13 protein-coding genes are annotated in these 15490 nt (G+C 39.6%); all 13 read right to left on the reverse strand.

The genetic code is table 11. The features are described 5' to 3' along the window. Window positions 1-191, reverse strand: a 191-nt coding sequence (locus BC008_RS51280; RefSeq protein WP_235595860.1) for a hypothetical protein, incomplete at its 3' end; no start/stop codon positions are given. Between the two features lie 169 nt (window positions 192-360). After that, window positions 361-1131, reverse strand: a complete 771-nt coding sequence (locus BC008_RS11505) for a LemA family protein (protein ID WP_027844980.1) — start codon at window positions 1129-1131, stop codon at window positions 361-363. Between the two features lie 54 nt (window positions 1132-1185). Further along, window positions 1186-2322 (reverse strand): TPM domain-containing protein, encoded by a 1137-nt coding sequence (locus BC008_RS11510; protein WP_027844979.1) that lies wholly within the window; start codon window positions 2320-2322, stop codon window positions 1186-1188. A gap of 485 nt (window positions 2323-2807) precedes the next feature. Further along, a complete protein-coding gene (locus BC008_RS11515) occupies window positions 2808-4148 on the reverse strand; it encodes a sensor histidine kinase (RefSeq protein ID WP_082650542.1) in 1341 nt (446 codons plus the stop codon). Between the two features lie 111 nt (window positions 4149-4259). Beyond that, window positions 4260-5282, reverse strand: coding sequence for a chemotaxis response regulator protein-glutamate methylesterase (gene cheB, locus BC008_RS11520; RefSeq protein ID WP_027844977.1), 1023 nt, complete (start codon window positions 5280-5282; stop codon window positions 4260-4262). Between the two features lie 3 nt (window positions 5283-5285). Further along, on the reverse strand, window positions 5286-7670 hold the full coding sequence (locus BC008_RS11525) for a hybrid sensor histidine kinase/response regulator (protein ID WP_027844976.1): 2385 nt from the start codon (window positions 7668-7670) through the stop codon (window positions 5286-5288). Further along, complete coding sequence (locus BC008_RS11530; protein ID WP_027844975.1) at window positions 7667-8374, reverse strand: chemotaxis protein CheW; 708 nt, start codon at window positions 8372-8374, stop codon at window positions 7667-7669. Before BC008_RS11530 ends, BC008_RS11525 begins: the two co-directional genes overlap by 4 nt. 23 nt (window positions 8375-8397) lie before the next feature. Next, a complete protein-coding gene (locus BC008_RS11535) occupies window positions 8398-10095 on the reverse strand; it encodes a methyl-accepting chemotaxis protein (protein WP_058183551.1) in 1698 nt (565 codons plus the stop codon). A gap of 405 nt (window positions 10096-10500) precedes the next feature. Further along, a complete protein-coding gene (locus BC008_RS11540; protein ID WP_027844974.1) occupies window positions 10501-11754 on the reverse strand; it encodes a CheR family methyltransferase in 1254 nt (417 codons plus the stop codon). 16 nt (window positions 11755-11770) lie between these two features. Continuing rightward, window positions 11771-12349, reverse strand: coding sequence for a chemotaxis protein CheW (locus tag BC008_RS11545; RefSeq protein WP_235595859.1), 579 nt, complete (start codon window positions 12347-12349; stop codon window positions 11771-11773). 362 nt (window positions 12350-12711) lie between these two features. After that, window positions 12712-13134: a hypothetical protein gene (locus BC008_RS11550; RefSeq protein WP_058183552.1), complete on the reverse strand. Its 423-nt coding sequence runs from the start codon at window positions 13132-13134 to the stop codon at window positions 12712-12714. A 468-nt stretch (window positions 13135-13602) separates the two neighbouring features. Then, window positions 13603-14346: a pentapeptide repeat-containing protein gene (locus BC008_RS11555; protein ID WP_058183553.1), complete on the reverse strand. Its 744-nt coding sequence runs from the start codon at window positions 14344-14346 to the stop codon at window positions 13603-13605. A gap of 153 nt (window positions 14347-14499) precedes the next feature. Continuing rightward, a complete protein-coding gene (locus tag BC008_RS11560; RefSeq protein ID WP_027846919.1) occupies window positions 14500-15129 on the reverse strand; it encodes a hypothetical protein in 630 nt (209 codons plus the stop codon). Between the last annotated feature and the right edge of the window lie 361 nt (window positions 15130-15490).

The following is a 15490-nucleotide window of genomic DNA, read 5'->3' on the forward strand; positions in this document are numbered from 1 at the left end:
TTTTGGAACACTGCGAGAAGCCATGGAGCATGTCTTGACTTTAGCGTCCTAGCTAACCTGGCGGTTGCTATAATATCTGATTTTTCTTCAAAATCATTTAGGATTACTATAGTCAGCGAGGAACGTAGCCAAAATGGTTTTAGAATTTCTAATTCTTCACAAGAAGGTGTAGTGTTAGTGCAAATATACATTTTATGTAACAGCTTAAAGTTTTATCGGAGAATAATCAGATTAGATTGTAACTATTTTGACCATTATTTTCTTTAGTAGTGCAATAAAGGGACGTTTAGAAATTACTGGTATTATTTTTTGTAAATCACTCAAACCCAAGCACTTCACCAAAAGCTAACAAGAACCTTATTATTTTGTGATTTGGGGAACATGGGAAGTAGTAGCCCGGAAAAAGGATTGTTTTTCAAATCCTAAAGCCTTGGCGATAAGAGAGTTAGGGAATCCCTGAATTTTCTGATTATAGTTTTGCACGCTTCGGTTGTAGCGCATTCGTTCTACGGCTAAGCGATTTTCTGTACCTGCTAGCTCGTACTGAAGATTGACGAACAATTGAGAAGATTGTAATTGTGGATTGGTAGAAACCAAATTACGAAAACGTCCAATGGCTTGATTGACTTGTACCATGGCGGTAGCTTTTTCTGAGGAAGTAACTGCCTGCAAATAAGCCTCGCGGGATTGAACCAGTAGAGATATTAGTTCTTTTTCATGTTGTGCATAGGTTTGGGTTACGCTGACGAGATTGGGAATCAGATCTGTGCGCCGTTGTAGTTGATTTTCCACTTGCGCCCAAGCTGCTTCAGTTTTTAAGGCTGCACCAGAGAGAGAATTGTAAGTCCAGACGTTCCACAGCGCGATCGCCACTAGTAAAACTGCACTAATCTTCAGCAGCATTTGGCGATGTTTGATTGCTTGTCTGTGCTGCTCTATCTTGTGCTGATGCTGCGCCCGAATATCTTTAATTGCTTGCTCGATAAACCGAGCAGGAATTCCCGCTTCTGTTGCTGCTTCTACCAATTCTGAATCGGAATAGCTTTTTTCTTGTTCAGCATAATACCGAGAGGCTAACTCTAAAACCTCTGGAGCAATATCAGAAGGAATACGAATCTCTTGGTTAATCATGGCTAAATAGAACTAATCTTAAGACACTGACTCATACAAATAGCTTCAAGGCGATTACCAATCACCACCAGCACCACCACCGCCACTGCTACCACCCCCGAATCCACCGCCACTGCTACCACTCCAAGAACTGTTACCAGGAGGTAAGCGAGGAATCGTTTCTTTACCCTGTCGAGAATAGTTACAACAGTGGCACTTGTCAGTTATCAGGCTTTGTCCTGAACTGTAATGCGTAGCCTGCTCGAGAATCTTCTTGGTCCAAGTAACTGTCAATTCATTACATTTAGGACATTGCTTAAATTGAGGTGAGGAAGAAACATAGGTAATAAAATGGAATCTCTCATCATCTTGGCTACATTTGGGACATCTCCAGCCCTGAAATCTAAGACTACCAAGGTCTTGCGCTATTTTCTCTGGTTGACTTAGCATTGACTGAACTTTGGCGTTGTCTACTTTTTTCATCTTCTGCTGACAATCAGCACAGAAAAAAATTCGACTACCACCACTTAGACGAGAACGTCCAATCGGTTTAATCCTAACTCTACGACTCATCAGGATAACGGCAGTTCCGATCGCAAGTGCTAAGATACCTCCAGCTAGTAAAAACCCAGTAGCAGGAATATTTTGACTAGGTTTATCGCTGACGGAGGATGTTCGATCACTTCCTAAAGCAATAACCAGTGCTTTTGTTCCAGCTAAAGTACCCCCATCAAAGTCACCTTGTTTAAATTGTGGTTTGATCTTCGTGTCGATAATTTTCCCTACTTTGGCATCGGGTAAAATCCCTTCCACGCCATAGCCAGTTTCAATTTCTACTCGGCGATCGCCTACTGAAATTAAAAACAGCACTCCGTTATCCTGTTCTTTTTTGCCAATTCCCCAATAATTAAATAACTCTGTTGTAAATTCCTTAGGTGAGGCAGCAGGAGCAGTTTCTGCCACTGTTACCACTGCTATTTCTGTGCCATTTTTCGCCTCTAATTCCTCAATCATCTGATTCAATTGGGCTTCTGTGGAATCTGTAAGAATCTCTGCCATATCTGTTACCCAAGCGCCATACACTTCTTGCCTGGGATTAGGAACTTCTTGAACAGTCAAAGCCTCACTTTTAAGGGGGAAAAGGAAAACAGCAAGACACAACGAACTAGCCAAAAGAGTGCTTTCGAGTTTTTTTAGTAAATTGATTTTCATGGTTTCAGTCTCCAGTCTGAAACTGCAAGTTCCGCTTGAACAAAGGTTCATACAGACAGGAAGTAGGAAGAAGGACTTCCCCCCTCATTTCTTAGACCTTACGAAGAAAAAACTTTAGGGGCTGTTAAAGACCCTCTTATTTATATTTTCGCTTTAGTTCCAGAAGCAGTAAGAAAAAACACACAAAAATAAACCACTGAGGAAATGTACGATTAAAAGTCTATTTGCTCATAACTTTAGTGTAATAAAAAATACTTATGCCTAAATTTATCTAGATATTACGTAAAAAGGTAATTATCTCACTCTTGTATTTAAAGTTACCATAATACCAAAGGTAATAAATTGATTTAATAAAGTTATAAATAAGTAATTAGAGAAAATGAATAATATTGGTATCACAAGAAAGTAAAGGAAATATCACATCTTCAATTAAGTAATGGTGACAATTTGACAAACAGAAAGTCAATCGACACCCCTATTGCCTATCATCGAACATTATTGAGTGTGATGGGGATTTCAATTATAAATTCTGTTCCATACCCAGATTCAGATTTTACCTCAATCTTACCCCGATGTTTTTTAATAATTTGATAACTAATGGTTAATCCTAACCCCGTTCCTTGATTGACGGGCTTAGTTGTAAAGAAAGGATCGAAGATTTTGCCCTTAATTTCTGCATTCATTCCGCAGCCATTGTCTTGGATTCTTATATTTACTTTTTGATCGTCAGTTTTTATAGTTTTAATTATAATTATTTTTTCAGTTTGTTCTGGATTGTCTAATAAAACATCAATGGCATTGCTAATAATATTCATAAATACTTGATTGAGTTTTGCTGGATAGCATTCAATTAAAGGTAAATCTCCATATTCTTTAATAATTTTAATTCCAGATTTGAGACGGGGACTCAAAATTAAAAGTGTACTTTCAATGCCATCATCAATACTCACAAGTTTCTTGTCAGCTTCATCTAATCGAGAAAAATTACGCAAAGACTTAACAATATCGCGAATGCGTTCGGTTCCCAATTTCATTGAAGAAACTATTTTAGATAAATCCTCAATAATAAAATCAAAGTTAATGTTTTCAGCCTCTTCTTGAATTACAGGGGTTGGCTGTGGATATTCTTGTTGATAGAGTTTGATTAAATTTAATATAGATTCAACATGGTTATGTAAGTGATTTAAATTCCCATGAATAAAATTCACAGGGTTATTAACTTCATGTGCTACTCCTGCAACCATCCGTTTCAAACTTGACATTTTCTCGGTTTGAATTAGTTGGACTTGGAGTTGGGCTGTAGCGGCTGCTTGATTAAGTGCTTTAAAGTTATTGTATGCCCTGGAGTGGTAGCGGATACGGGCAATTAACTCAACTGCATCGGGTAACTTAATTAGGTAGTCATTTGCTCCGTCGGTGAATGTTCGCGCTTTTAGTTTTGCTTCTTCTTTGTTGGATAACATAATTATGGGAACATCACAAGTGGCAGGATGAGAGCGAAACCAACGCAGCAGCATCAATCCATCTACTTCTGGCATTACCATATCGAGAAGGATGACTGTGGGAGCAAGTGCGATCGCCCTCTGAATTGCTTGGGTAGGATCGCTGATGTAGTTAAAAGCAATATCTGTTTCGGTTTCTAGAATGCGACGGACTGCTTCGCCAATGAATGGTTGATCGTCAATCAGCACAACTGTGACTAGATTTGTGTGAGAAGTTTCTATAATGGGGTTTTCTAATGGTTTTTTTTGCAGGGATTGTGAGTCAATACTATGATTTGAGACAGTCACTTCTGCCGGATGGGAGACTGCTTTTGATTGGAACATGATCAAGCATCTCCTAATATTGATTTGGGATATTTTTTGAATGAGCAAGTATTTGGTACGAGCTTCTAGAGTTAGGGATTGCATGTCATTGGATTGTTTATCTGCTATTGGTTAAGGGGTAAATTGGGAATGTCTGATAATTTGAGAGGCGATGGCCTCAATAGATAGAACCTCCACAGCGGCTTCTAACTCAACTGCTGCTTTGGGCATACCATAAACAATGGAAGTCTCCTGATTTTGAGCAATTGTATGCCAACCTCTTGAGCGCATTTGCTTTAAGCCTGCGGCTCCATCTCGCCCCATACCTGTAAGTAGCACCCCAACCCCTTCTCCCCACCAATAGCTAGCCAAGCTTTGAAAGAAAACATCAATGGATGGACGGTAGACACAATCAAGTGGTTGGTTCTCATAAGCCAGACTCAAGTCAGGACAGATTACCAGATGATGATTTGTGCCTGCAACCAGAACCTTACCAGGCTCTAACAAACAGCCTGGTGTGGCAAGCTGCACGGGTATGGAAACTTGCTGGTTTAACCAATTAGCAAAGCCAAGAGCAAACTCCGCATCAATATGCTGGATAATCACCACAGCAGCATTAGCATCTCTGGGAAATTGGGAGAGAATAGTTGTCAACGCCTGGGGACCGCCAGTAGAAGCTCCGATGGCGATTAGTGGTGGAAGTCGTTTCCCTTGGTGAGAATTTGCAGGTGGTGTGGTGAGTTGCGAACGCTGGCGAGATGATTTACCAATCAGCCTGGCAATGGTAGCAATTTTATTTAGCAACCCCGTACTACCATCCTTCTGTTGACCGGACAATATTGGGGTATTTACGGCATCCAAAGCTCCATAACCCATTGCTTCAAAAACCTTGGCTGCGTATTTATTAATGCTAGCAGTAACCATGAGAATGGCACAGGGAGACTGTTTCATGATTTGCCGAGTAGCTTCAACTCCGTCCATTCTCGGCATCACCACATCCATCAAAATCAAGTCAGGAGTATCCAAAGCACAGTTGCTTACTGCTTCCACACCATCGTAGGCAACCCACGATAACTCACAGTCTGATATATTTACTACGATGCGCCTCAGAACTTCTACTACCATGAAGGTATCGTTAACAATGGCAATTCTCACAGTTTACGCCTCGCCAACTAGGTCAATTACGGCTTCCATGAGGGTGTCATCATGAAAGCTACTTTTAGTTAGGTAGTAATCAGCACCCACTTTTAGTCCTTGTAAGCGGTCTTCTTCACGGTCTTTGTAGGAAACAATAATCACGGGTATATGCTTTAATTCGCTATGGGTTTTAATATAGCTGGTCAGTTGAAAACCATTCATGCGGGGCATATCAATATCTGTAATTACCAAGTTGTAATTACCACTACGGACTGCATTCCAGCCATCTATGCCGTTTACCGCCACATCTACTTGATAGCCATTATTTTCCAAGAGTTTGCGCTCCATTTCGCGTACGGTAATGGAGTCATCGACTACTAGGACATGCTTGTATGTTTTGTTAGCATTCTGCTGGGTAGACTGATTTAGTTGACTAATTTGCCCGCTCGCCAGCACCTTAGCAATAGAACGCACGAGATCCTCCACATCTACAATTATTACTGGAGACCCATCTTCCAGGAGAGCAGCAGCACTAATGTTAGGTACTTTCCCCAGACGGGGATCTAATGGTCTGACAACTAAACTGTACTCACCAAGAAATCTATCTACTATCAACCCATAATGGCTGGAGTGATTATTCATCTCAACCCGGAAATTTGGGTTTGCTTCCTGAAGCTGAGTATTCCTCCTAGCTTGGGAATGACTGCTAGAGCGATCGCTGATGACGATGACTGGTAGTAATTCCGAATTTTCGGCAGGTGACGGTAAATCCAATACTTGATGCCCTGATATTAATAAGACTGGACAATCATCCAGTATAAAAAAATGCTGATTTTCTGATAACAAGATATCGGACTTAGACAGCATTACCACCCTTTCAATCCGCGATATAGCAAAAGCATAGGGTTCTCCGGAAATTTCCACCAGCAAGGTTCTAATTACGGATAAAGTTAGGGGTAATTGCAAGGAAAATGTGATTCCATGTTCGGGTTTAGAAACTGCCCGCAGACTACCGCCAATCTCTCGCAGAGTATTGTAAGCTACATCTAATCCCACCCCACGACCGGAGATTTCCGTAACAGTTGTCGCTGTTGAAAATCCGGGCAAAAAGAGAAACTGCATCAACTCTGCTTCCGTGAGATGAGTAGCCATTTTTTTATTGGTTAGTTGTTTTCTTACAACTTCTTGACGCAAAAACTCTAAATCTATGCCTCTACCATCATCTGTAACGGTAATCAACAACATTCCAGCGTGATGGGTAACTTCCAGGGAAATATTTCCGGCTTCCGGTTTCCCTACAGCTAGACGTTCCTGGGGAGATTCTATTCCATGATCTATGGCATTTCGCAAAATATGGGTAAGGGGAGCCTTCAGCCGTTCTAAGATATCTCGGTCTATCAGAGTGGACTTACCCACAATTTCTAAATTCACCCGTTTACCCAATTGTCTGGCTAAATCCCGCACCAAACGGGGAAATTCCAAGCCAGCATCAGTAAAGGGACGCATATGAGTAGTGATCGCTTGTCGATACAAACGTTCAGCCAAGTTAGCACAACGCTGGGAAAAAATTTCCAGTTCGTTATGGCGATCACTCAATATCTGGCGACATTCATTAGCTGTTTGATGAGCCACACTTAACTGTTCCTGAATCTGCTGATCCAAGTGGCTGTTCCTCAGCAAATCCTGTAAATTCTCTAACAGACTGAATAAATCCGTCTGACGGTGTTTTAATTCCAGCAAAGAATCAGCAAATGGTTCTAACCATTTTGCCTCTACTAAAGACTCCCCCGCTAAACCCATCAAGCGATTGAGATTATCAGCACCAACTCGGACTACGCGGTTTTGGGTGATAGTTGGTTGTTCTGGAGGTGGGGATTGGGAGAGTGGGGGAATGGGAAATTCTAATTTTTTTTGTCCCCGTGTCCACACATCCTCATTTCCTACTTCTTCATTCCCCAAATTGGAGGGCATCTGCGTTTTAACGCGGCAAGGCGAACTCATCCGCGCGTTCTCAGCAATCGCTTTCACCAAGGATGTGATTCTCTCATCTTCAGCAAATTGTACTTCCGGTTGATTCACACAATCATCCGCAATTTGCAAGAGTATATCTACTGCTTGCAATAACACATCAACATGAGCCGCATTTAAGGTAATTGTTCCCTCCTGAACTGCAACGAAGTAGTCTTCCATGACGTGAGCGAGGGAAACAGCAGCATCCACTTGGACAATTTTTGCAGCTCCCTTAATAGAATGGGCTGCTCGCATCAAAGCCGTCAATTCTTCAGTTGGTTCGGGTTTATTTTCCAGTGCCAACAGATTATTATTCAACAGGGCAACTTGGGTTTTTACTTCCATGTTGAATAATTCCAGCAAGGAGAGATTAGTTAAATTTGTCTCTGAACTCATGGCAATACCTTTTTCGCCAGGGTTGTAAATAATAGTTCATCATCCAAATAGCTCACAATGCGCGAATGCCAGTGGAAGAATCCCTTGCTATAAGTTTGGTTTGCTCGCGCCATGTTTTTGGGAGGATCTCGTAATTCATTGTGATGAAATCGTTGTATTCCGTAAATTTCATCCACCGCAAACACCCAAGTGTTACCAGTATTTTCCATCACTAGCATCCGTGGATACACCACTGCATTGATTGATTGAGGAGTAATATCAGTAACTTGGAGATTTAATAGGTGGCTTAACGAGATACACAAATGCAATTCCCCTCGGATATTCACCAATCCCCGCAGGATTTGATTGCTGCGATGGGGTATGGTATGAACTACACTGGGCGGAGTTGTTTCTTGGAAAACCTGAACGGCAAGTGCCAGCCATTCCTGTTGCAAACGAAAAATCATCACCGTCAGGGTTTCGGTAGTAGGTAAGGTGTTGGAGTCGATATGCTTCCCTACCCCCGTTTGGGCAAATAATTCCGTCCACTCATGGCGATAATTTTCAAAAGGGGAACGCTCTAGTAAATCCCGTCCCGCACTAGAGTGTACGGGGCAATTCCGACAGTGGATATGTGTAGATAATTCCGGACAAGAGTGATCGCCCGTAACGCCAATTACGTTCCAGCAATGTTCAATATTTGATGGGGCATTGATGGTGCTCATATTTACAAATCACGAATCAAAAATTACGCTATCCCTGGTGAAATTGTTTGATTACTTTCAGTGTAATGGGGTGTAAAATCTTCTGTCTTCAACTTAAAGCGGGAAATTTCTTGGCTCAGTCCTTGGGAGACTTGATTCAGTTGGGCGATGGCATGATTAATATCCCGTAGGGAATCTGCTGTTTGCATCGAGGTATTGCTTAGTTGGCTCATTGCTTCACTAATTTGCTGCGCTCCCTGGGACTGGGTTTCCATACCTTGGTTAACCTCTTCAAATCGCGGTGTTAACTGTTGTACCTGTTCGATAATTTGTGTGGTTTGAGTACTGATGCGGGCAACATCTTCCACACTCTGTCCCACCTCGGTAGCAAATTTATCCATCTCCATTACTCCTGTGGACACTGAAGACTGCATCTGCTTGACCATTTGCTCAATATCTAGAGTGGCAACTGCGGTTTGGTCTGCCAGTCGGCGAATTTCTCGAGCAACCACAGCAAATCCCAAGCCATATTCTCCGGCTTTTTCTGCTTCAATAGCGGCATTTAAAGATAGCAAATTGGTTTGGTCTGCCACCTTAGTAATGGTGACAACAATATTATTAATATTGTTTGCTTTTTCGCTAATAACCCCCAGTCTGGCAGCAATGGAGTTGGTAGCTTCTGTCAGCTGCTGCATGGTTGTTTCCATCTGCAATAAGTCTTTTTGGTTCTCAGTAGCTGCTTTTGCCGTCATTTGGGACATTTCTGCGACTTCCTCCATTGTTTTTACCAGTTGTGTGGAGGTGGCAGAGATTTCCTTGGCAGCAGCAGCAACTTCGTTAGTGGCAGCTACTTGTTCGGTGATGGTTGCTTCTAATTGTTTACCAGAAGCCGCTATCTGGGTGCTAGAAGAGGTGACTTGAATACCTGACCGTTGTACCTTGTAAATGAGCATGTTTAGACTGTGGCTCATATTTTTGAGTGCAGTCATGAACTTACCAATCACATCATTTGAGTAGACATCCAACTTATTTGTTAAATCACCCGCAGCAATTTTCTCTGTAAAATTAAACGCGCTTTGTAAGGAAAGATTTAAAGAGTGGTTGAGTACAACAATAATCAAAAATGATACGATAATTGCAACAATAATTATGCACACAAGACTTGCCCAATAAATAAAGTTGGCAACATTTTGGATTTGTTCGGCTTTCTTTTTTCGCTGCTCTAGTAATTGTTTTTCTATTTGCAGCATTTCATCAATTCTTTGCCTGATTTCATTCATAATATTTTTGCCTTTATCAGAAAGTATTAAAGACAAAGTTTCTTGTTCTTTTCCTGCTTTTTTCAAAGCGATTGTTTCTGCTAGTTCCTCAAATTTTTTATCGGCAAGGGCTTCTATCTTACTCAGTCTATTTACTTGTTCGGGATTATCACTGATTTTTTCTTTAGATGTTTTGATAACTTCCGAAATGTCTTCTTTCGCCTGAATATAAGGTTCTAAATATCTTTCTCTATTTGTAATTATAAATCCCCTTTGACCTGTTTCTGCATCAATCAAAATCTTTTTTATACTTATTAAACTTGCTGTAACATTATTAGTATGTATAATCCAATCATTGGCTTTTGAGAGAGAATCATTCAGTGACTTAGATACAAAATTGGTAATTCCTGTGAGGACAATAATTATTCCAAAACCACCCAGGACTAGCTGGTTAATTTTTGTTGTTTGCGTTCCTTGTTTCATATGCTTATTCTAGTGTTTAAATTTATTTTGTAAGACTTATATTTTATTTTTTAATATGTAGTATCTAGACATACCTAAAGTGATGGAATAGATTTGATTGTGGTGCGGGTTAGAAGCCCATCCCACAAGAATTTCACACATTTTTTAGCTGTGCGACAACAGTGGGGTGTATTAGCGATAGCGTCAGGAACCAAACTCTGACGAATGATGCCTAATGTATATTTATAATTCCCAAAAAAATGAATAATATCTACAATTTTATTTGACCTCACGGGGTAACAAGCACCCCGTGAGGTATTTGACTTTATCTAAAGTTAACTAATTTAACGTGAGTTTGATGGTAATCGAAGCCTGAAAAGTTTGATGCATAGGTATTTGAAAAGCAAGAACACTTTACTTAACCTCTCACCTTTTCTTCAGGAGTCGCCGTATTCGCTGCCAGAGCAAAGTTGCACTTCCCACATCCCCCTGATTTTCTCTCAGTAATGCTAGATGTGTTAGTGCTTCTTCACAATTAGGTTGCAGGTAAATTGCTTTTTGTAAAGACTGTGCTGCTTGCTCATTGTTACCCATGCCTTGCTGTACCTCACCAAGTAGAACATATGCCTCAGCACTGACGGGATTTTGGCTAATATAGTCATTGCATAGTTGTGCTGCCTCATGCAAATGACCTTGATTTGCTAAAGTTTTGCTTGTTTCGAGCAAGTTAGCCTGAGAATTTGCTGATGGCTTTTCAGTATTTTTAGTGATAATGTCTTGTTTTTTATACTGTGTTACTTGTAAAAAAGGAGTTTTGTTTGTAGTTCGTTTTCCTGGGTGAGTTGAGGTGGGTTTTTTCGTAGTTTTTGCGTGATCGCTCCTTTGTACTCTAGACTTACGATAGGCAAAGACTCTGGGATGACGAACTGGGATAAACCGAGTATTGAGAAACAACCCAGTTTCAGCATGGCTCAGAAATAGCAAGCCATCTTTGGTAAGCAATCTTTCCAGAATTCGCATTGTACGTTTCTTGGTGGCGGCATCGAAGTAGATCAACAAGTTGCGACAAAAGATGACATCATAGGGCGATACGCCAACCAAAAAATAAGGATCTGCTAAGTTCCCATGCATAAAATTAACCATGCCCCTCACCTGTTGGCATAGTTGATATCCTGCCTCTGTTCCTTGAAAATAGCGCTCTTGAAAGGAGGGAGGATTACCACGAAATGAGTAATTGTGATAAATGCCCCGTTGGGCAGCTAATAAGTTGTTTTTACTAATATCAACGGCATCAATATGAATGTTTGCAGCAGCTAATCCTGCCTCTAAAAGAGCAATCACAATCGAATAGGGTTCTTCTCCTGTAGAACAGGGAATACTGAGAACCCGCAATACGCCCTGAGATTGAGTTGGCAACCACTCAGATATTACGTAACCCTTGAGAAAATTAAACGATTCTCGCTCTCGAAAAAACCAGGTTTCTGGAACAATCACACCTTCAACTAGTGCCTCCCATTCCTGGTTAGATTCCTGCAACCTCTGTAAATAACTTTCTATCTCTAGAATTCCACAATCTGCCATCCGTTGAGCGATCGCTCTTGCAACTATGCCAGAATTAATTGAATTTACATCTAAACCTATCTTGCTTTTCAGTAAAACTTCGATGAGAGATTGTGTCATTTACATTTAAAAGTTTTTATTTAGCTTGGGGTAAAAAATGCATTCGCTCAACTTTTGACAACAAACAATCTAAATCTATACACTGAATCGTATCTTGGTCGTCTACAATCATCTTACCCAAGTAGGCAGCTGCATCTATCTGGATATTTGGATCGATCAATTCAGCGTCAGACTTGCGTAAAGTTTCTACAACCCGTTCTGCCATCAAACCAAAAACATGGGAAGTTGCTGATTCTGAAGAATTGTCACCTTCATCATTGTTGTAATTAGTTAGGATAATGCGAGTACTCAAATGTTCACAGCAGGGTTTACCCCGTATTAACTGGCATAAGTCAATAACTGGAACTATTCGTCCCCGGTAGTTAAAAACACCAGCAATGTATTCAGGTGTGTGGGGAAGGGTTTCTAAGATAACGAGGGGAAGCACTTCTACAACTTGCTGGCTTTCTAAGGCATAACGTTTATCATCGATATTTAGTAATAAAAATAACATTTGCTGTCCTCCATGAATATCCACATCTGTTACTAGTTCAACCAGAATTCGGGTTAAGACAAAAGCTAAAAACCTTATTCTTTGAAAAACAAAGCCGTCCACTACGGACGGCTTTTTTAGTGAACGCAGGAAACTCGAGGTAATTGGATTCTGCAAGATTATAGGTACTTACGATATGTCTTAAACTTTGTAATTATATCTGGATTAGAGTTGTGCTTCTACTTTCACTCTAACCACACCTCCGTTATATGTTCCAGTAGCAATAGCATTTGTGAGATCGAATGTAAAGTCAGCACCACCAACTAAAGGTTGAATTGCTGTTGGAGATCCACTAGGTTCAGTAGGTGTAACAGNACAGCCCCCGCAGAATGACGCGCGGCTAGCGCCACGAACGTGGCAGCCCCAACCAACAATTTATCGGCTAAAACATATAACTGATAAGGGCTGGCAGTTTTGTCTATATTTTATGTAGCAGTAATTAGTGCAGTAGATGTACCATCTGCAGTGTTTGTTAATGTATCTTGAGTTGCTTCAATACTTACATTTACCGTTGTACCGCTATTAGCCCAAACAGCATAGAGTTCTTTAACTTGTTTTTGTACTGCTGATAATTCAATTCCATCAACAAGAGATGGTCTTGGGGTCAAAGTAATGCTAGTATTGCCATCAGTTGTAGTATTAGTTGAATCAAAATCTTTATCGTTTGCTCCTAGGTCTCCTTGAGTAATATCTAAACTGATATTCTCAAAAGTCCGCAAGAACATTGTTGGTTGAATAGTGATTTCAACATTGACCTCTTGCTCTACTGCATTTGCAGGTACAGCTGTAATAATGCTACCAACCGCACTTAAACCAGCAGCAATAATGGCTAAAAATTTGGTTTTCATTAAAATTGTCCTTCAGTTTTGTGGTGTAAATGTTGGAAGTTTGATTAACTTTCTTTTTCCCAATCTTCAAAACTAATTGGATTATGCTAATTAATTTTTGTTTTTAGATTTCCTCGTAATCCCGAGAGTCGAGGGTCGGATTATTTTTGCAAATAATGAGATTTCTTACAATGCAAATATAAATTCATAATTAAGCACTGTTATGAATTTACTTAGAAATCAAGATAAAAAGTATCAGAAAATACATATACTTAGGACTTGCGCATCGTACAAACTTACTACTCTAAATGAACAGAAATACCTTGTTTCAGACTTATTGTCAATAATTCTATAATTGATGTATGATTGCATCGATTTTTGCCATTGTGGCCTACTATCTTGTAGCGCCTTACAGATACCCTTGCCACTTACGTCTAAGTTTTAAGTGAAGATTATACTTTTTATACATTCTTTGAGCGAATTGCTTTCTTAAAGGGGAACCAGAACTCGGTCGTGGTCAGCTGGGCTATCCTCAAAAATTGCTCCGCTTTGAATTAGATAGAGCTTAAGTTCTTCAGAAATTCCTGGGTTATTTGCAAATCTGGCGTTTTCGACCTTAGAAGTTATGAGGTCGGCACCACTGAGATCGGTGCTACTGAGGTATGCACCACTGAGGTTAGCACCATAAAGGTAGGCGTTTGTGAGGTTGGCAGTGCTAAGGTTAACACCATAAAGGTAGGTATCATATAGATAGGCATTTATGAGGTATGCACCACTGAGGTTGGCACCGCTGAGGTTGGTACCGCTGAGGTATGCACCACTGAGGTTAGCACCACTGAGGTTAGCACCACTGAGGGTGGCACCATAAAGGTAAGCACCACTGAAGTCTTGCCCATGAACTCTGTTTTTAAGAATTTTTTTGACTAAAACAGATTTATCATCATCTTCAGTATTTTCTTGATTTGAGGTTTGAATAAATGTAGCTTTCAAGTTGGGATTTTCAGGATTTCTATTTCGTGCAGCATCAATTAAATCTTCAATCCAGTTCTCTTTATAAGCTGTTTTTATTAAATGAAGTACAATATCTTGTATGTTAGTTTCTTTTTGTATTTCATATAGGTTTTTATCTAACTCAAAGTGTAACATTTGCTCAAGAGAAGCTTTGCCAGGAAAAGCATTAATTAAAGCATGTTGTAATTCTTTATATTTTTGATCAGATAAACCAAGATTCATTTTGCAAATAAACCCTAAATAAAAATAGGCAGAGTCACAGAGCTATCTGCCATGTACAAAAAAGAAGAGAAGGGATAACTTTAAATTTATACGATTTTTGCTAGAACAACATTATTCACCTTTGGAGAGTATAAAACTCAAACTCTCTGGTCTTCAAACTTGTTGTTTCTTATTGCCCTTGAAGGTGGAGATTCCAGTAAATCCGCCTAGTGCAAAGATTGCGATTGCAGCTGTGGTTCCGGGCTCTGGAACTGTAACTTTGTTGGTAGAAGATTCTTGGCTACCAAGGTAAGTAGGTTCTCCAGTTTGAGTGTTGGATTGTTGGTTGTGTGAAGTGTTACTATTTGTTTGATTAAGTCCTGGGTCGGGAAGATTAGAAACTTGTGAGTATTGATAAGTTTTATCTGCTCCATTCTTATCAAGATTAGGTAAATCTTGTAAGGAATATCCATCTAAGACGAAATTTAAAGATTTGAAGGTACTAGCTTTCACTTGGTAAGCTAATACTTGAGAATCAGGATATTCTGTTTTCAAGAAATTTGTGGCATCGTAAGATGTTGTACCAGAGACACTATCAATTTTAACTTTAGTAATATCCCCCGAATTATCTTTCATATAGAAAACAATATGGGAAATATCTTGTATTACACCTTTATTGTTTGTTGATTCAGATTCAACTATTAATGCTGCTGCTGAGTTTGCAGCACCAAGAATTGTGGAAAATCCAATTACTGTACCAATTGTGCTGTAAACTAAAACTTTTTTTAATAAATTAGTTATCATTTCAAATCTCTTCTGTTAAGAAGTACTGTTTGGTTTAATAAGCAAAATTTAACAAAATTGTTTTGAAATCGTAAATAGGAGAAATAACTGAGTATTACTATGAAGAATTATTTTTAACTTTAAGATAATTGATAAGAAAAGATGAAGTTAGTCTGTGATAAACAATAATTTCTTTTAACCAGCTTTGTTTTTATCAAATTTAATTTTCATACTAGTTTCTACCATATTAATAACAAAGATAAGTTCAATACTGATTATTTAGTGTATTTATATACTATAAATTGCGAGTTATACCAATTCTCTATGAAGATGCATATAATAATGCTTCATAAAATAGAGCTTCAAGGATAAAATCATAGCT

Source organism: Mastigocoleus testarum BC008 (genome assembly GCF_001456025.1).
Taxonomy (GTDB): Bacteria; Cyanobacteriota; Cyanobacteriia; order Cyanobacteriales; family Nostocaceae; genus Mastigocoleus; species Mastigocoleus testarum.